Origin of the sequence: Pseudomonas sp. GR 6-02 (assembly GCF_001655615.1) — a bacterium.
GTDB lineage: Bacteria > Pseudomonadota > Gammaproteobacteria > Pseudomonadales > Pseudomonadaceae > Aquipseudomonas.
In genome coordinates this window covers 6,012,395-6,029,022 of the sequence record NZ_CP011567.1, presented here as the reverse complement: position 1 = coordinate 6,029,022, position 16,628 = coordinate 6,012,395, and the positions used below count along the sequence as shown (strand labels likewise).

Genomic DNA, 16,628 nt, shown 5'->3' with positions numbered 1-16,628 from the left:
GGCGAGGACCGATGATTAAAGCAAACGCAGGTACGCCGGAAGGGTCGCGCAGCCGGTCGCAGATCATCGTGCTGTTCATCGCGCTGATCATCTTCATCATGCTGCTGTTCGCCAACTTCGCGTACCTCAACACCCAGGCGAATTACGACAAGCAGTACATCGGCCACGCCGGTGAGCTGCGGGTGCTGTCGCAACGCATCGCCAAGAACGCCACCGAAGCCGCCGCTGGCAAGGCCGCGGCGTTCAAGTTGCTCAGCGATGCGCGCAACGACTTCGCCCTGCGTTGGGGCTATCTGAAGAAAGGCGATCCCTCCACCGGCCTGCCGCCGGCACCGTCCACCGTGCGCCCGGAAATGCGCGCGGTACAGCTGGATTGGGAGCGGCTGCTGAAAAACACCGACGCCATTCTCTCCAGCGAACAGACCGTGTTGTCATTGCATCAAGTCGCCGCGACGCTGGCCGAAACCGTGCCGCAATTGCAGGTCGAGTACGAAAAGGTCGTCGAAACCCTCCTGCAACGTGGCGCCCCGGCCGCTCAGGTGGCGATGGCCCAGCGTCAGTCGCTGCTGGCCGAGCGGATTCTCGGTGCAGTGAACACCGTGCTGTCCGGCGACGAAAACTCGCAGCAGGCCGCCGACGCCTTCGGTCGCGACGCGGCGCGTTTCGGCCAGGTACTCAACGGCATGCTTCAAGGCAATGCGGCCCTGAAAATCAGCCAGGTCGAAGACCGCGATGCCCGTGCCCGGTTGACCGAGATTTCCGAGCTATTTGAATTCGTGTCGGGCTCGGTGGACGAAATCCTCGAAACCTCGCCGGAGCTGTTCAAGGTCCGCGAATCGGCCAGCAACATTTTTACCCTGTCGCAAACCCTGCTCGATGAAGCTTCGCACTTGGCCAGCCGTTTCGAAAACCTCGCCGGCGGGCGCAACACCGATACCATCGGCGGCTACGTGCTGGGTTTGCTCGCGTTGATGTCGATCATTCTCATTGGCCTGGTGATGGTGCGCGAAACCAACCGTCAGTTGCGTGAAACCGCTGAGAAGAACGAGCGCAATCAGAGCGCGATCATGCGCCTGCTGGACGAAATTGAAGACCTGGCCGACGGTGACCTGACCGTGACCGCCTCGGTGACCGAAGACTTCACCGGGACCATCGCCGACTCGATCAACTATTCCGTCGACCAGTTGCGCGATCTGGTGGCGACCATCAACCTCACCGCCGGCCAGGTCGCCGCCGCCGTGCAGGAAACCCAGGCCACCGCGATGCACCTGGCCCAGGCCTCGGAGCATCAGGCGCAGCAGATTTCCGAAGCCTCCATGGCGATCAACGACATGGCCGAGTCCATCGATCAGGTCTCGGCCAATGCCGCCGAATCCTCAGCGGTGGCCGAGCGCTCGGTGGAAATTGCCAACAAGGGCAACGAAGTGGTGCACAACACCATCCACGGCATGGACAATATTCGCGAGCAGATCCAGGACACCGCCAAGCGCATCAAGCGCCTCGGTGAGTCTTCTCAGGAAATCGGCGACATTGTCAGCCTGATCGATGACATTGCCGATCAGACCAACATCCTCGCCCTCAACGCGGCCATTCAGGCGTCCATGGCCGGTGACGCCGGGCGCGGTTTTGCGGTGGTGGCCGACGAAGTACAGCGGCTGGCCGAGCGCTCGTCCGCGGCGACCCGGCAGATCGAAACGCTGGTGCGGGCAATTCAGACCGACACCAACGAAGCGGTGATTTCCATGGAGCAGACCACCACCGAAGTGGTGCGCGGCGCGCGTCTGGCGCAGGATGCCGGAGTGGCCCTGGAAGAAATCGAAGGCGTATCGAAGACCCTCGCGGCATTGATCCAGAGTATTTCCAACGCCGCGCAGCAACAGACGTCTTCGGCCGGCCAGATTTCCCTGACGATGAACGTGATCCAGCAGATCACCACGCAGACCTCGTCCGGCTCCACCGCCACTGCCGAGAGCATTGGCAACCTGGCGAAAATGGCCAGCCAGCTGCGGCGTTCGGTGTCCGGTTTCACCTTGCCGGCCAAGCCTGCGCAAGCTGCGGACAACGCTTGAACCGCCTCAGGGCGTATGCATTTGATTGGAGTAGTTATGGGTGATCGGCACGACTATGTGGCCCTCGAATGGGTCAAGGGCGAGATTGCCGAAACGCTGAAGCAGGCTCATCGGGCGATCGAAACCCTGATCGACGACCCGCAGGCGACGCACGCGCTGAGTGAGTGCCTGGCCTGTGTCCATCAGGTGCACGGCAGTTTGCAGATGGTCGAGTTCTACGGCGCGGCGCTGCTCGCCGAAGAGATCGAGCAACTGACCAGCGCCTTGCAGCAGAACCGCATCAGCCATCGCGACGAGGCCATTCGTTTGCTGCTGCATGCCCTGGGACAATTGCCGACTTACCTCGACCGGGTGCAGGGCGCCCGGCGTGACCTGCCGCTGGTGGTGTTGCCGCTGATCAACGATCTGCGCAGTGCCCGTGGCGAAAGCCTGTTGTCGGAAACCAGCCTGTTCAGCCCGCAACTGCCGGAACTGCCGCCCCTGAGCGAAGAAGCCCTGGCGCTGCTGGAGCCGTCCGACTTGCCGAATGTGCTGCGCAAGTTGCGGCAAATGCTGCAGATGGCGCTGGTCGGCTTGCTGCGTGAGCAGGATGACGAAACCCACTTGGCTTACCTGGCCAGGGTTTTTGCACGCCTTGAAGGGCTGTGCGGCAATGCGCCGCTGAGCCCGTTATGGCACGTCGCTTCGGCGCTGGTCGAAGGCATGCGCAATGGCTCGATCGCCAATAGCCCCGCGTTGCGCAGCCTGTTCAAGGAGGCCGACAAAGAGCTCAAGCGTCTGCTCGAGCAAGGCATGCCCGCGATCAATCAACCAGCACCGCCAGAGCTGCTCAAGAGTTTGTTGTTCTATATTGCCAAGGCCGAACACCCCACCGGGCAGATGCTGACCATGAAAGATCGCTACTCACTGGACGACGCGCTACCCGACAGTGCGATGGTCGATGAAGAACGGGCGAGGCTGGCCGGCCCTGATCGCGATGCCATGCGTTCGGTATTGGCGGCGTTGTGCGAAGAGCTGGTGCGGGTCAAGGAGCGCCTGGACCTGTTCGTGCGCAGCGACCGCCAGCACACCTCGGACCTCGAAAGCCTGCTGGCGCCGCTGCGGCAAATCGCCGACACCCTGGCGGTGCTCGGTTTCGGCCAGCCGCGCAAGGTCATCATCGATCAACTGGCGGTGGTGCTGAGCCTCGCCCAGGGCCAGCGCGAACCTAACGACGCGACCCTCATGGACGTCGCCGGGGCCTTGCTCTACGTCGAAGCGACCCTGGCCGGCATGGTCGGCACCGTGGAGCCGGAAAGCCAGGAAGACAGCCGTCTGCCGACCACCGACCTGACGCAGATCCACCAGATCGTGATCAAGGAAGCGCGCATCTGCCTGCAGCAGGCCAAGGACATGATCGTCGACTACATCGACGCCGACTGGGACCGTCAGCATTTGCAACCGTTGCCGGCATTGCTGACCCAAGTGCGCGGTGCGCTGGCGATGATTCCGTTGGCCCGCGCGGCGAGCCTGGTCGAGGCCTGTAACGGTTTCATCCGCGAGCATCTATTGGTGGACCCGGGGCAGCCCGGCTGGCAGCAACTGGACAGCCTGGCTGACGTCATCACCAGCATCGAGTATTACCTGGAGCGCCTCAGCGACGACCCCGAAGCGCCCGGTGAACAACTGCTCGACGTTGCGGAAAAAGGCCTGGCCGCACTCGGCTGTTTCCCCAGCGAACAGCACGTGCCGAAGCTTGAGGATGTGCTCAGCCCCAGTGAAGCCCTGGTGATGCAGGACATGCAGGAGCTGGACGACCCCGAAACCGTCCAGTCGTTGGCCGATGTACTGGCCAGCCCGGTGTCGTCCGTCAACCCGCCGGCACTGACGATGCCCGGTAGTCTGTTGCCGCCGCCCGCCGATGAACAACCGGTGGACGATGAACTGCGGGAAGTCTTCCTCGAAGAAACCGACGAGGTTCTGGAAATCCTCCGGGAGTACCTGCCGCGCTGGTCGGCCAATCCCGACAGCACATCGGTTTTGAGTGAATTACGCCGCGCCTTCCACACCCTCAAGGGCAGTGGCCGGATGGTCCGCGCGTTGGTGCTGGGCGAGCTGGCCTGGGCGGTGGAAAACCTGCTCAACCGCGTGCTTGAACACAGCGTTGCACCTTTGCCTGCAGTGCAGCAACTGGTGGGCGACGCGCTGAAGTTGCTACCGGAACTGGTGGCCGAGTTCGCCGCCAACGCCCAGCGCCAGCGCAACGATGTCGATCAATTGGCCGCCCGCGCCCATGCCCTCGCCAAGGGTTATGAACCGCTGTCCGATGAGGACGCGCAGGATGTCGCGGCGCTCGATCCGCTGTTGCTGGAGATCTTCCGCAACGAAGCCGAAACCCATTTGAACAGCCTCAATCGCTTCCTCGATCAGGCCGCCGAGCACGTACCGCTGCAGGCCAGCGACGAGTTGCAGCGAGCCTTGCACACCCTCAAGGGCAGCGCGTCGATGGCCGGCGTGCTGCCGATTGCCGAGCTGGCGGCGTCGCTGGATCAACTGGCCCGGGAGTACAAGGCGCACCGGATTGCCCTCGACCTGGACGAAGTCGAGTTGCTGCTGGAGGCCGAAGGCTTGTTCCGCCTGGGGCTGCGACAGCTCAAGAGCGACCCGCTGGCCGAAATCCCCGGCGCCCGTTCGTTGATTGAACGCACCCGGACATTGCTGGCCGAACATCTGCAAAGTCTGTCGAGCGCGCCCGGCACGGGGCTGCGGATCAAACGCGACCCGCAACTGATCAACAACTTCCTCGCCCAGGGCATGGACATCCTGCTGGACGCCGAAAGCCTGTTGCAGCGCTGGCAGCAGCATCCCGGCGAGCGCCAGGAACTCAGCGCGCTGCTGGACGAATTGACCACCCTCGGCGAAGGCGCGCACCTGGCCGACCTGCATCCGGTGGACGAGCTCTGTGAAGCCTTGCTCGATCTCTATGGCGCTGTGGAAGAAAGCAGCCTGGCGGTCAGCGACAGGTTTTTCCACGAGGCACAAAGTGCCCACGAAGCGCTGATCAACATGCTCGATGAACTGGCTGCCGGCCAGGAAGTCACTGCGCAACCGCCGCGGGTGCGGGCCTTGCGCGACTTGCTGGATGAGAGTCTCGACCCATCCGCCATGGGCCTGATTCGCAGTGATGGCAGCCGCACCCTGAGTATTCGAGAACTGGGCGGCGCCACGGCCGAGCTGGAGCAGGCCGCGACTGAGGTGGATCTGGACGACGAAATCGTTTCGATCTTTCTTGAGGAAGCGGTGGATATCCTTGAAAGCGCCGGCCAGGCCTTGCAACGCTGGTTGAGCGACCCGGAAAACGCCGCGCCGCTACTGTCTTTACAGCGCGATTTGCACACCCTCAAGGGCGGTGCGCGGATGGCCGAGGTCGAGCCGGTCGGCGATCTGGCCCATGAGCTGGAAAGCCTTTATGAAGGCCTGGTGGACCGCCGTTACTGCCACAGCGAAGCGCTGGCGCAGTTGCTGCAACAGAGCCATGACCGACTGGCCGTGTTCCTCGAACAGTTGCAGCACAACCGTCCGTTGGGCGATCCGGGCGAATTGATCGAGGCCATTCGTGAGTTTCGTCTGGGTAATGCCGGCAGTGCCGAGGTGATCGAACCGGCGGCCAGCAACGACTCGCCGGGGCATGATCCCGAGCTTCTGGAAATCTTCCTCGAAGAAGGTTTCGACATCATCGAAAACTCCGGCGCAGCATTGTTGCGCTGGCAGGCCGAACCATCGAATCGTCAAGAAGTGGAAACCCTGCTGCGCGACCTGCATACCCTCAAGGGTGGCGCGCGAATGGTGGAGATCGCGCCGATCGGCGACCTGGCCCATGAGCTGGAATTCCTCTACGAAGGCTTGTCCGCTGGCGCGCTGCAACCGACCGCGGCGCTGTTCACGCTGTTGCAAAGCAGCCATGACCGACTGGCGCAGATGCTCGACGCCACCCGCGCCGGTCAGCCACTTCCACCGGCCGATCAGCTGATCGAGGCGATCAAGAATTTCAGCCACCCGGCGGTGCCCGAAACACCGACACCGGTGGCGATGCCCGCAGCGCCCAAAGCCGAGCCAGCCGCGTTGCAACCCGAAGGCGCCGACACGGTCAAGGTCTCGGCGGAGTTGCTCGACGACCTGGTCAACCTGGCCGGGGAGACTTCGATCTTCCGTGGCCGTATCGAACAACAGGTCAACGATGCACGGGTGGCCCTGAGCGAAATGGAAACCACCATCGAGCGCATGCGCGACCAGTTGCGCCGCCTCGATACCGAAACCCAGGGGCGGATTCTCAGCCGTCAGCAAGTCGAGGCCGAGCGCCTGGGTTATGAAGAGTTCGACCCGCTGGAGATGGACCGTCACTCGCAGTTGCAACAGCTGTCGCGGGCATTGTTCGAGTCCGCCTCCGACCTGCTTGACCTCAAGGAAACCCTCGACCGGCGCAATCAGGATGCGGAAAACCTGCTGCAACAGCAGGGCCGCATCAACACCGAATTGCAGGAAGGCCTGATGCGCACGCGCATGGTGCCGTTCGAGCGAATGCTGCCGCGTTTGAAGCGCATCGTCCGTCAGGTTTCCAGCGAGCTGGGCAAGGATGTGGAGTTCATCGTCGGCAACGCCGAAGGCGAGATGGACCGCAATGTCCTCGAGCGCATGGCCGCGCCGCTGGAACACATGCTGCGCAACGCCGTTGACCATGGGCTGGAATCGGCCGAGGTGCGGATCGCGGCCGGTAAACCGGCTCAAGGCAAGATCACCCTCGACTTGTCGCGAGAGGGCGGCGACATCATTTTCGACATCTGCGACGACGGTGCCGGCGTGCCGCTGGACGCCGTGCGGCGCAAGGCGATCAAGCGCGGCTTGCTCGCCCCGGACAGCGACATCAGCGATCGCGACGTGCTGCAATTCATCCTGCAACCGGGGTTCTCCACCGCCGAGAAAATCACCCAGATCTCCGGGCGTGGCGTCGGCATGGACGTGGTTCACGAAGAAGTCCGGCAGCTCGGCGGGACCATGAGCATCGACTCGACGTCGGGGCAGGGCGTGCATTTCCGGATTCGCCTGCCGTTCACCGTGTCGGTCAACCGCGCGCTGATGGTGCAGTGCGGGGAGGATCAATACGCGATCCCGCTGAACACCATCGACGGCATCGTTCGCGTGCTGCCCAACGAACTCGAAGGGCATTACCGGCTCGATCCACCGAGCTACGAATACGCCGGGCAACGCTATGAGCTGTGCTACCTCGGCGATCTGCTGAAAACCAGTACCCGCCCGAAACTGCTGGGCCAGAGCCTGCCGTTGCCGGTATTGCTGGTGCAGTGCAACGAACGGCACGTTGCGGTGCAGGTGGACGCCATGGCCGGCACCCGGGAAATCGTGGTCAAAAGCCTCGGCCCGCAATTTGCCGCAGTGCAGGGTTTGTCCGGTGCGACGATTCTCGGCGATGGTCGGGTGGTGCTGATTCTCGACTTGCTGGCGCCGATCCGCGCGATGCAAGCGCAGGTGCCGCAACGACCGGTGACACAGGACGTCGAGCCCGAGGCGCAACGGCCGTTGCTGGTGCTGGTGGTCGATGATTCGGTCACCGTGCGCAAGGTCACCAGCCGTCTGCTGGAGCGCCACGGCATGAACGTACTGACCGCCAAGGACGGTGTCGACGCCATGCTGCTGCTGGAAGAACACATGCCCGACCTGATGCTGCTGGACATCGAAATGCCACGCATGGACGGCTTCGAAGTGGCGACCCAAGTGCGCGCCGACGAACGCTTGCAGCATCTGCCGATCATCATGATCACCTCCCGCACGGGTCAAAAACACCGCGACCGCGCCATGGCCATCGGCGTCAACGACTACCTCGGCAAGCCGTATCAGGAATCGGTGCTGCTCGACAGCATCGCCCGCTGGAGCAAAACCCATGCATGAGCACCGCTCCAGCAACCTCACCGGTTTGCTGCTGCCCCTGGCCGACCGCAACCTGATCCTGCCCAACGTCGCCGTCGCCGAACTCATCGACTATCAGCCGGGGGCTTTCGATCTCGATACACCGCCGTGGTACCTGGGGCGGGTGACGTGGCGGGAACGGCAGATTCCGTTACTCAGTTTTGAGTCGGCATGTGGCAGCAAAGTGGTGATCGGCGAGCGGGCGCGGATCGTCATCCTCAACGCCCTCGGCGGGCGGCCTGAGTTGAAGTTCATTGCGCTGCTGGTGCAGGGGATTCCGCGTTCTTACAAGCTCGACAGTCAGTTGAGTTATGTTGACGTGCCGTTGTGTTCGCTGGAGAAGGCGGCGGTGCAGGTGGGGGAGCAAGTGGCCAAGGTGCCTGACTTGCTCGCGCTGGAAGACCTGCTTGTGAATGCGGGTCTGGTCTGACCGGACCCTGTGGCGAGGGAGCTTGCTCCCGTTCGGCTGCGCAGCAGTCGTAAAACCATTGTTCTCGGTTTACCTGATACAGCTCGGTTGCAGGTTTTGGGGCTGCTTCGCAACCCAACGGGGGCAAGCCCCCTCGCCACAGGGGGTTGTGCGTTAAACCCCGGCCCGAGCCTTCATCTGCAACGACTCATGATGATCCAGCACCCGCTCCACCAACAACTGCACGCCATCGGCCAAACGGCTGAGCGCCAAGGCTACAGAGCGGCGTGAGCCTTCCACATCGTCCGCGAGATCGGCAGCAATGGCGCTGATGGACAGCAGGTCTTCGGAGGCATTGGCCAGAAGGGCTTCGGTGTCGATGTCGGGGGAGACGCTGAAGAGGCGGAGTTTGCGGCGTTTGGCCGGTTTTTCGTGGAGCGGAGGGAAGTAATGGGAGAAGGCGCGGTCGGCGGCTTCCTTCATTTTTTCTGCATCGAGGGATGCTTGGGAATCAGTGTCGGTTTCCGGGGGATTGGGAGTAGCTTTGAACATAGTGAAGCTCCATTTAATGAGTTTCAGCTGCTCCATTCGGTTCCAGCCGAAGGGGTGGCAGCTGTACGCAGGCTGGAACCCGGGCAAACGGACAAAACCCGGCAGACACTAAGGTCTCCCGCGCACAGCCGCCATAACGGAGTGCACACATTAAAGGTGCGCAAGCATACGTTATGAAAGGCGCTTTTGCCTCGTTAACACCTCGGGATTCCAGGCCCGGTCGCTGAGGTTGTCAGCGACACACAAACGATAAAGATCAACGCAAAACCTCACCAGTCAGCGGCTTCCGGCATTGCTGTAGGCAGCGACGCACGACTGTGTAGCCTCTCACCGTTCCTGCCGACAAACTTTTAAACACAAAACCCCAAGCGGTCGGACCTTTCTGTGGCGAGGGAGCTTGCTCCCGCCGGGTCGCGGAGCGGCCCCAAAACCTGCAGTCGAGGTGTATCAGGTACACCGAGAACAATGGTTTTACGACTGCTTCGCAGCCGAACGGGGGCAAGCCCCCTTGCCACAAAGGTTTCTGCATTAGGTTGAAGATTCCCAAAAAGGGACCTATCGTTCCTTTTTTGGGACTTATCGGTCGTTGCCGTGAAAAACCTGTCATTGAGCGAAGCCTTGTTCACCACCACCCAGCAAAAAGTGCTCGGCCTGCTGTTTGGTAAACCCGACCGAAGTTTTTACGCCAACGAGATCGCCCGCTGGGCTCAAGTGGGTAAAGGCAGCCTCATGCGCGAGCTGGATCGGTTGCAGCGGGCAGGCGTGCTGACCATGACCCGTCAGGGCAACCAGACCCACTATCAAGCCAATCCCGACTGCCCGATCTATGCCGAACTGCTGGGCATTGCCCGCAAAACCTTTGGTATTACAGAGCCTCTGCGTCAGGCGCTTCAACCCTTTGCCGAACAGATCACCTGGGCATTTGTGTACGGCTCTATCGCCAAGGATCAGGCAAACGCATCCAGTGACATTGATCTCATGCTGATCGGCGAGGGCCTGCACTACAGTGAAGTGATGGAGCGGCTTATACCAATGGAGGAGCAGTTGGGCCGCGTCCTCAACCCGACGCTCTACACCCCCGACGACTGGGCCGCAAAACTGGCGGCTGAAAATAGTTTTGTCGTGCGGGTAGCGCAGCAGGACAAGATCAATCTGATGGGGGGAAACCCTGTAGAGTGACTGGCATTAGGCCTCTCACCTATCCTTCTGGTCCTCACTCTTCAGTCTGGTCAATACGATGGCAAACGGTATCACTCCGTTGGTGCTTGAAAAGAACGCATACCAGGAATTCCATGCAATGCATCGTGCAGGAAACTTCAGCGGCCAGCGGCTTGGGCAAGCGTTCTACAACCACTTCAAACTGCACCGTCTTTCTGACCAGCAGCAATTGAAAGGTTTGTATGAAGCTGACGGGAAGTCGGCTCTCAAGATCATCGAACGAGTATTCACGCTCAGTTAGTACCTTTTTATGCCTGCGAGAGATTGGTTGGCTGTCGGGGCGCATCGAGACAACCATTACCCTGACCGTAACAATCCAACACTCTGCTTGATTGATGCCCCGCCCCCAACCCTCCTAAGGTGACTCCCACGACAGCGAACCCGTGGAGTGGTCATGACAACAACAATATCCCCCGACTCGCGATGGACGCGGCGGCGCAGCGAAAAGCAGCGGCGTCTCGAATTGGTGAAGGGGCTTGCCGACGGTGTGGTGTTGCCCACCGACAAGATCGTGGCAGCGCTGGAGGCGTTGATTCTGCCCGGCGACCGTGTGGTGCTGGAGGGCAATAACCAGAAGCAGGCGGATTTCCTGTCTCGCTCCCTGGCCAAGGCCGATCCGGGCAAGCTGCATGACTTGCACATGATCATGCCCAGCGTCGGGCGCTCCGAGCACCTGGATCTGTTTGAGCGCGGCATTGCCCGCAAGCTCGACTTCTCGTTCGCCGGCACCCAGAGCCTGCGCATCAGCCAGTTGCTCGAAGACGGTTTGCTGGAAATCGGCGCGATCCACACCTACATCGAGCTCTATGCGCGGCTGGTGGTGGACCTGATCCCCAACGTCGTGCTCTCGGCCGGTTTCATGGCCGACCGCGCCGGCAACATCTACACTGGCCCAAGCACCGAAGACACCCCCGCGTTGATCGAACCGGCGGCCTTCAGCGACGGCATCGTCATCGTCCAGGTCAATCAACTGGTGGACGATGTCAGCGACTTGCCTCGCGTGGATATCCCCGCGTCCTGGGTCGACTTCGTGGTGGTGGCGGACAAGCCGTTCTACATCGAGCCGTTGTTCACCCGCGACCCACGGCACATCAAGCCTGTGCACGTGTTGATGGCGATGATGGCGATCCGCGGGATCTACGAAAAACACAATGTTCAGTCGCTGAACCACGGCATCGGCTTCAACACCGCCGCCATCGAATTGATCCTGCCGACCTACGGCGAATCCCTCGGCTTGAAGGGCAAGATCTGCCGCAACTGGACGCTCAATCCGCATCCAACCCTGATCCCGGCCATCGAAAGTGGCTGGGTCGAAAGCGTGCATTGCTTCGGCACCGAACTGGGCATGGAAAACTACATCGCCGCCCGGCCTGATGTGTTCTTCACCGGCCGCGATGGCTCCCTGCGCTCCAACCGGATGTTCAGTCAGCTCGCCGGGCAATACGCGGTGGACCTGTTCATCGGCGCGACCCTGCAAGTCGATGGCGACGGTCATTCTTCGACAGTGACTCGCGGTCGCCTGGCCGGTTTCGGTGGTGCGCCGAACATGGGGCACGACCCGCGCGGGCGTCGTCACGGCACGCCAGCCTGGCTCGACATGCGCCACACCGACGTGGCCGAGCCGATGCTCGAGCGCGGCAAGAAACTCGTGGTGCAGATGGTCGAGACCTTCCAGGAGGGCGGCAAACCGACCTTCGTCGAAACCCTCGACGCGGTGGAGGTGGCGAAGAAAAGCGGCATGCCGCTGGCGCCGATCATGATCTATGGCGACGACGTCACCCATCTGCTCACCGAAGAAGGCATCGCCTACTTGTACAAGGCCCGCTCCCTCGAAGAGCGCCAGGCGATGATCGCTGCTGTCGCCGGGGTGACCGCCATCGGCTTGCGCCACAACCCCAAAGACACCGCGCGCATGCGCCGCGAAGGCCTGATCGCCTTGCCCGAAGACCTCGGCATCCGCCGCACCGACGCCACTCGCGAACTGCTCGCAGCGAAAAGCGTGGCCGATCTGGTGGAATGGTCCGGTGGCCTCTACAACCCGCCCGCCAAGTTCAGGAGCTGGTAATGCACGCATTCAACCTGCAACCGAAAACGTTAACCCTGGCCGAACGGCTGGCGGACCTGGCGGTGGACGCGCTGATCGACGAAGCGGACCTGTCGCCGAAACCGGCGCTGGTGGACCGTCGCGGCAATGGTGCGCACACCGATTTGCACCTCGGGCTGATGCACGCTTCGGCGTTGTCCCTGTGGCCGACGTTCAAGGCAATGGCGGACGCGGCCATCGAGTTCGGTGAAGTCGGCCTGCCCCTGCGTGAAGCTGTCGGGTGCATTGGTCGTGAAGGCGAGCAAGTGATGCTCGCTACTACAGGCGGTGTGAACACCCATCGTGGGGCGATCTGGGCCTTGGGGCTTCTGGTCACGGCCGTTGCGCTGGAACCTGAGTCCAGTGCCGCAAGCGCCATCACCTTGCGCGCTGCGCGCCTGGCCCTTCTCGACGACCGTTACGCCCCGCGTTCGCTTAGCCACGGCGCGCAAGTCGCACAGCGTTACGGCGCACGCGGTGCCCGTGAAGAAGCACAGCTCGGTTTCCCGGCGGTGATTCAACGCGCACTGCCGCAACTCAAACGCAGCCGCGACGCAGGCCATGCCGAACAGAACGCCCGGCTCGACGCCTTGCTGGCGATCATGACGACACTGGCCGACACCTGCGTGCTCTACCGCGCCGGCGAAACCGGCCTGCACACCATGCAACTCGGCGCTCAAGCCGTGCTCGATGCCGGCGGCAGCGCCAGCCTCGCCGGTCGCCGTCGTTTGCATGAGCTGGACCAACAATTAATCGCGTTGAATGCCTCGCCCGGTGGCGCTGCGGACTTGCTCGCAGCCTGTCTGTTCATCGACCGCATCTCCACGCACGACGGCATCTTCCAGGGAGCGTTTTGATGGAAACCTTATCCTTTGAATTCCCTGCCGGGCAGCCGCCACGGGGCAGGGCGCTGGTGGGCTGTGTGGGCTCGGGCGATCTGGAAGTGCTGATCGAGCCGGGGCTGGCGGGCAAATTGACGATCCAGGTGCAGACCTCGGTCAACGGCAGTGAACAGCGCTGGCAGCATCTGTTCGCGCGGATGTTCGATGGCCAGACGCCGCCCGCGATGGCGATCGATATCCACGATTTCGGCGCCACCCCCGGCGTAGTGCGCTTGCGTCTGGAACAGGGCTTTGAGGAGATCGGTCATGACTGACAGCGCAGCGCTTCTCAACAAACATAGCTTCGTCGAACTCGGTGCGCGGCAACGCGCCAAGGCCTTGCTCGACGTTGGCACCTTCCGCGAATTGCTCGACCCGTTTCAGCGAATCATGTCGCCATGGCTGTCACGCCAGGGCGTAGTGCCGCAAGCCGATGACGGCGTGGTGATCGCCAAGGGCAGTCTCGGTGGTTTACCGGTGGTGATTGCGGCCATCGAAGGCGCGTTCCAGGGCGGCAGCCTGGGTGAAGTCGGCGGGGCGAAGATTGCCGGTGCGCTGGAACTGGCCGCCGAGGACAACCGCAAAGGCATCGCCACTCGCGCCGTGTTGCTGCTGGAAACCGGTGGTGTGCGTTTGCAGGAAGCCAATCTCGGGCTGGCGGCGATTGCCGATATTCATGCGGCGATTGTCGATCTGCGCCAGTACCAACCGGTAATCGGCGTGGTCGCCGGCAGCGTCGGCTGTTTTGGCGGCATGTCGATTGCCGCCGGGTTGTGCAGTTATTTGCTGGTGACTCAGGAAGCGCGCCTTGGCCTCAACGGCCCGCAGGTGATCGAGCAGGAAGCCGGGCTTGAGGAATACGACTCCCGTGATCGCCCGTTTATCTGGAGCCTGACCGGCGGCGAGCAACGCTTCGCCAGCGGCTTGGTGGATCGCTATGTCGAGGACGACGTGGCGCAGATTCAGCAGCAGGTCGGCGAATTGTTCAAGCAAGGTTTGCCGGACCAACAACGTAGCGGTCAGGCCGAGTTGTACCTGCAACGGCTGGCTCGTCTGGACGCCGCACCGCAAATCGAGCCGTCAGTGGTTCGCGATCTGTATCAAGGAGAGCGCTCATGAGCACGTATTCCCTCAGAGGCCTGAACTGGTTCAACGCCTTGAGTGCAGGCGCAAAACCGGTGGAGGGTTTGCCGGCTTCATTGAAAGTGGCTGACGGCGTCTTGGGTGACCGGCCCGTTCGCTTCATCGCTGTGGTGGCTGATCCTGACAACCGGTTCGTTCGTGCGCGCAATGGCGAGGTCGGGCTGCTGGAAGGCTGGGGGTTGGCCAAGGCGGTGGATGACGTCATCACCGCTGATGCTGACAAAGCGCACAAACGCGCCTTGATCGCCATCGTCGATGTGCCGAGTCAGGCTTACGGTCGGCGCGAAGAAGCCCTTGGCATTCATCAGGCCCTGGCCGGTGCGGCGGACAGTTATGCCCGCGCCCGACTGGCCGGCCATGCGGTGATCGGTTTGCTGGTGGGCAAGGCGATGTCCGGGGCGTTTCTGGCTCACGGGTATCAGGCCAACCGGCTGATTGCGTTGCGCGATCCGGGGGTGATGGTGCATGCGATGGGCAAGGCGTCGGCGGCGCGGGTGACGTTGCGCAGTGTCGAAGAGCTGGAGGCGTTGGCCGCCAGCGTGCCGCCGATGGCCTATGACATCGACAGCTATGCCAGCCTGGGCTTGCTCTGGGAAACCTTGTCGGTGGATCAGATCGAGCAGCCGACGACGGCGGATCTGGCTCGCGTGACGGAGTGCCTGAGCCAGGCGATTGGCGATGTCGCTGCCAACGGTCGCGATCTGAGCAGCCGCCAGGGGGCGAGTAACCGCGCAGCGTCGAGCAAGGTTCGCCAGTTGCTGAGAGCGCAGTGGTGAACAGGTTTCTGCCCCACGACCTGCTGTGGGGGATGACCCCGGAGCAGTTGCCGGCGGATGCGCCTGGGTGGGTGGTCGAGTCGATCAGCGCGGGTCAGCCGGTGGTAGTTCGGCGCGCTATCGCCGCGCCGGATCAGATCGCGGTCGGGGTGCGTGGGCGCTTGCGCGAGCAGCGTTATGCAACGTCGATGGCCGTTGCTGCGATTTCTCATCGGGTACGGCCGGAAGAGCTTTGCCATGTCGAGTCGACTCGCGACCTGCCGGCCCTGCGAACGCTGGCGCACTTGCGGCCGATGCTCGACGCCTGCGGTTGGGTGTGGGGTGTCAGCGGTAGCGCCGGGTTCGAATTGGCCAGCGGTTTTACGGCGCTCCATGAGCGCAGCGACCTCGACTTGATCCTGCGTACACCGCAGCCGTTGAGCCGTACTCAAGCGCGGGCATTGATGATGCTTCTCGGCAGCGCCGAGTGTCTGGTGGACATGCAGTTGCAGACGCCCAATGGCGCTGTTGCCCTGCGCGAATGGGCTGGCCCGTCGCAACGGGTTCTACTCAAGAGCGCCCATGAAGCGTGTTTGGTCAACGATCCCTGGAACCCGCAGGAGCAAGCAGCGTGAGCAGCTTGCTGGTGTTCCCCGGCCAGGGCGCGCAGCAGCCGGGCATGCTCCATCGTTGGCCTCGGGAAGCGCTGGTTGAGGCGAGCGAGGTGCTGGGTGAAGACGTCTTGCTGCTTGATTCTGCCGAGGCGTTGCAGTCGACAAGGGCGGTTCAGCTGTGCCTGCTGATTGCCGGCGTCGCCGCTGCACGCCAGTTATCCATGGCGCCGGATTACGTGGCGGGACTGTCCATCGGTGCCTATCCGGCGGCGGTGGTTGCGGGCGCCTTGAGTTTCAGTGATGCGCTGCATCTGGTCAGCCTGCGCGGTGAGCTGATGCAGCAGGCATATCCTCAAGGCTACGGCATGACCGCGATCATCGGTCTGGAATTGAAGACGGTGGAGGGGTTGCTGGCGCAGGTTCACTGTGTTGACACGCCGGTTTACCTGGCCAACATCAACGCCGATAACCAGGTGGTGATTGCTGGCAGTGATTCGGCGATGAAAGCAGTTGCCGACCTGGCGCGCAGCCGTGGCGCCGGTCTGGCCAAGCGTCTGGCGGTCAGCGTGCCGTCCCATTGCCCGCTGCTGGAAACACCGGCGAAAACCCTGGCCGAAGCCTTCGCCAAGGTGCAATTGAAAACGCCGACCCTGGGTTACCTGAGCGGCAGTCGCGCACGGCCTGTCATCAACACTGACGCCTTGCGCGATGACCTGGCGTTCAACATGTGCCGCGTCGTCGATTGGCGCGGTACGGTGCAAAGCGCTTACGAGCGTGGTGTACGTCTACAGATCGAACTGCCGCCCGGTGCGGTGTTGACCGGGCTGGCGCGCCGGGTGTTCGAGCAGGGCACCGTGATTGCCTTCGACGGTGCACGGCTCGATACCTTGCAGGCGCTGTTGCGTGAGGAGGGAAGCCGTCAACCCTAGATCACCGACTCAGGTTG

13 protein-coding genes are annotated in these 16,628 nt (G+C 62.4%); 12 read left to right on the top strand and 1 reads right to left on the bottom strand.

Going from position 1 to position 16,628, the window contains the following annotated elements; genetic code table 11:
- Nucleotides 1-11: 11 nt before the first annotated feature.
- The 3 genes from PGR6_RS26765 to PGR6_RS26755 are packed head-to-tail and all read left to right on the top strand — an operon-like array spanning nucleotide 12 to nucleotide 8,457.
- Nucleotides 12-2,069 (top strand): methyl-accepting chemotaxis protein, encoded by a 2,058-nt coding sequence (locus PGR6_RS26765; RefSeq protein WP_018928717.1) that lies wholly within the window; start codon nucleotides 12-14, stop codon nucleotides 2,067-2,069.
- Between the two features lie 36 nt (nucleotides 2,070-2,105).
- The gene (locus PGR6_RS26760) at nucleotides 2,106-8,009 is read left to right on the top strand and encodes an Hpt domain-containing protein (protein ID WP_064620946.1); all 5,904 of its coding nucleotides are present in this window, start codon (nucleotides 2,106-2,108) and stop codon (nucleotides 8,007-8,009) included.
- A complete protein-coding gene (locus tag PGR6_RS26755; protein ID WP_064620944.1) occupies nucleotides 8,002-8,457 on the top strand; it encodes a chemotaxis protein CheW in 456 nt (151 codons plus the stop codon). Before PGR6_RS26760 ends, PGR6_RS26755 begins: the two co-directional genes overlap by 8 nt.
- Nucleotides 8,458-8,610: 153 nt before the next feature.
- Here the strand turns inward: PGR6_RS26755 and PGR6_RS26750 are convergent, their stop codons facing one another.
- Nucleotides 8,611-8,988 (bottom strand): DUF6124 family protein, encoded by a 378-nt coding sequence (locus tag PGR6_RS26750; RefSeq protein WP_064621365.1) that lies wholly within the window; start codon nucleotides 8,986-8,988, stop codon nucleotides 8,611-8,613.
- 591 nt (nucleotides 8,989-9,579) lie between these two features.
- On the opposite strand from PGR6_RS26750, the gene PGR6_RS26745 reads away from it, so the two are divergent.
- From PGR6_RS26745 to mdcH, 9 genes are all read left to right on the top strand, one after another.
- Entirely contained in the window at nucleotides 9,580-10,167 is a 588-nt protein-coding gene (locus PGR6_RS26745) for a nucleotidyltransferase domain-containing protein (protein ID WP_064620942.1), read from the top strand.
- Between the two features lie 58 nt (nucleotides 10,168-10,225).
- Nucleotides 10,226-10,447: a hypothetical protein gene (locus PGR6_RS26740; protein ID WP_064620940.1), complete on the top strand. Its 222-nt coding sequence runs from the start codon at nucleotides 10,226-10,228 to the stop codon at nucleotides 10,445-10,447.
- 153 nt (nucleotides 10,448-10,600) lie between these two features.
- Nucleotides 10,601-12,271 carry a malonate decarboxylase subunit alpha gene (gene mdcA, locus PGR6_RS26735; RefSeq protein WP_019580630.1) on the top strand — a complete coding sequence of 557 codons (1,671 nt, stop codon included), beginning with the start codon at nucleotides 10,601-10,603 and terminating at the stop codon, nucleotides 12,269-12,271.
- Nucleotides 12,271-13,146: a triphosphoribosyl-dephospho-CoA synthase gene (locus PGR6_RS26730; protein ID WP_064620938.1), complete on the top strand. Its 876-nt coding sequence runs from the start codon at nucleotides 12,271-12,273 to the stop codon at nucleotides 13,144-13,146. The genes mdcA and PGR6_RS26730 overlap by 1 nt, the downstream gene beginning before the upstream one ends.
- Nucleotides 13,146-13,445: a malonate decarboxylase subunit delta gene (locus PGR6_RS26725; RefSeq protein WP_007941972.1), complete on the top strand. Its 300-nt coding sequence runs from the start codon at nucleotides 13,146-13,148 to the stop codon at nucleotides 13,443-13,445. Before PGR6_RS26730 ends, PGR6_RS26725 begins: the two co-directional genes overlap by 1 nt.
- Nucleotides 13,438-14,289: a biotin-independent malonate decarboxylase subunit beta gene (locus tag PGR6_RS26720; protein WP_064620936.1), complete on the top strand. Its 852-nt coding sequence runs from the start codon at nucleotides 13,438-13,440 to the stop codon at nucleotides 14,287-14,289. The genes PGR6_RS26725 and PGR6_RS26720 overlap by 8 nt, the downstream gene beginning before the upstream one ends.
- Nucleotides 14,286-15,089, top strand: coding sequence for a biotin-independent malonate decarboxylase subunit gamma (mdcE, locus tag PGR6_RS26715; protein ID WP_064620934.1), 804 nt, complete (start codon nucleotides 14,286-14,288; stop codon nucleotides 15,087-15,089). Before PGR6_RS26720 ends, mdcE begins: the two co-directional genes overlap by 4 nt.
- On the top strand, nucleotides 15,083-15,703 hold the full coding sequence (locus PGR6_RS26710; protein WP_064620932.1) for a malonate decarboxylase holo-ACP synthase: 621 nt from the start codon (nucleotides 15,083-15,085) through the stop codon (nucleotides 15,701-15,703). Before mdcE ends, PGR6_RS26710 begins: the two co-directional genes overlap by 7 nt.
- Nucleotides 15,700-16,611 (top strand): malonate decarboxylase subunit epsilon, encoded by a 912-nt coding sequence (mdcH, locus tag PGR6_RS26705; protein ID WP_064620928.1) that lies wholly within the window; start codon nucleotides 15,700-15,702, stop codon nucleotides 16,609-16,611. Before PGR6_RS26710 ends, mdcH begins: the two co-directional genes overlap by 4 nt.
- The last annotated feature ends 17 nt before the right edge of the window (nucleotides 16,612-16,628 follow it).

Coding starts and splice junctions, on each gene's coding strand:
- PGR6_RS26765 (WP_018928717.1), top strand. CDS start 12: ATGATTAAAGCAAACGCAGGTACGCCGGAAGGGTCGCGCAGCCGGTCG.
- PGR6_RS26760 (WP_064620946.1), top strand. CDS start 2,106: ATGGGTGATCGGCACGACTATGTGGCCCTCGAATGGGTCAAGGGCGAG.
- PGR6_RS26755 (WP_064620944.1), top strand. CDS start 8,002: ATGCATGAGCACCGCTCCAGCAACCTCACCGGTTTGCTGCTGCCCCTG.
- PGR6_RS26750 (WP_064621365.1), bottom strand. CDS start 8,988: ATGTTCAAAGCTACTCCCAATCCCCCGGAAACCGACACTGATTCCCAA.
- PGR6_RS26740 (WP_064620940.1), top strand. CDS start 10,226: ATGGCAAACGGTATCACTCCGTTGGTGCTTGAAAAGAACGCATACCAG.
- mdcA (WP_019580630.1), top strand. CDS start 10,601: ATGACAACAACAATATCCCCCGACTCGCGATGGACGCGGCGGCGCAGC.
- PGR6_RS26730 (WP_064620938.1), top strand. CDS start 12,271: ATGCACGCATTCAACCTGCAACCGAAAACGTTAACCCTGGCCGAACGG.
- PGR6_RS26725 (WP_007941972.1), top strand. CDS start 13,146: ATGGAAACCTTATCCTTTGAATTCCCTGCCGGGCAGCCGCCACGGGGC.
- PGR6_RS26720 (WP_064620936.1), top strand. CDS start 13,438: ATGACTGACAGCGCAGCGCTTCTCAACAAACATAGCTTCGTCGAACTC.
- mdcE (WP_064620934.1), top strand. CDS start 14,286: ATGAGCACGTATTCCCTCAGAGGCCTGAACTGGTTCAACGCCTTGAGT.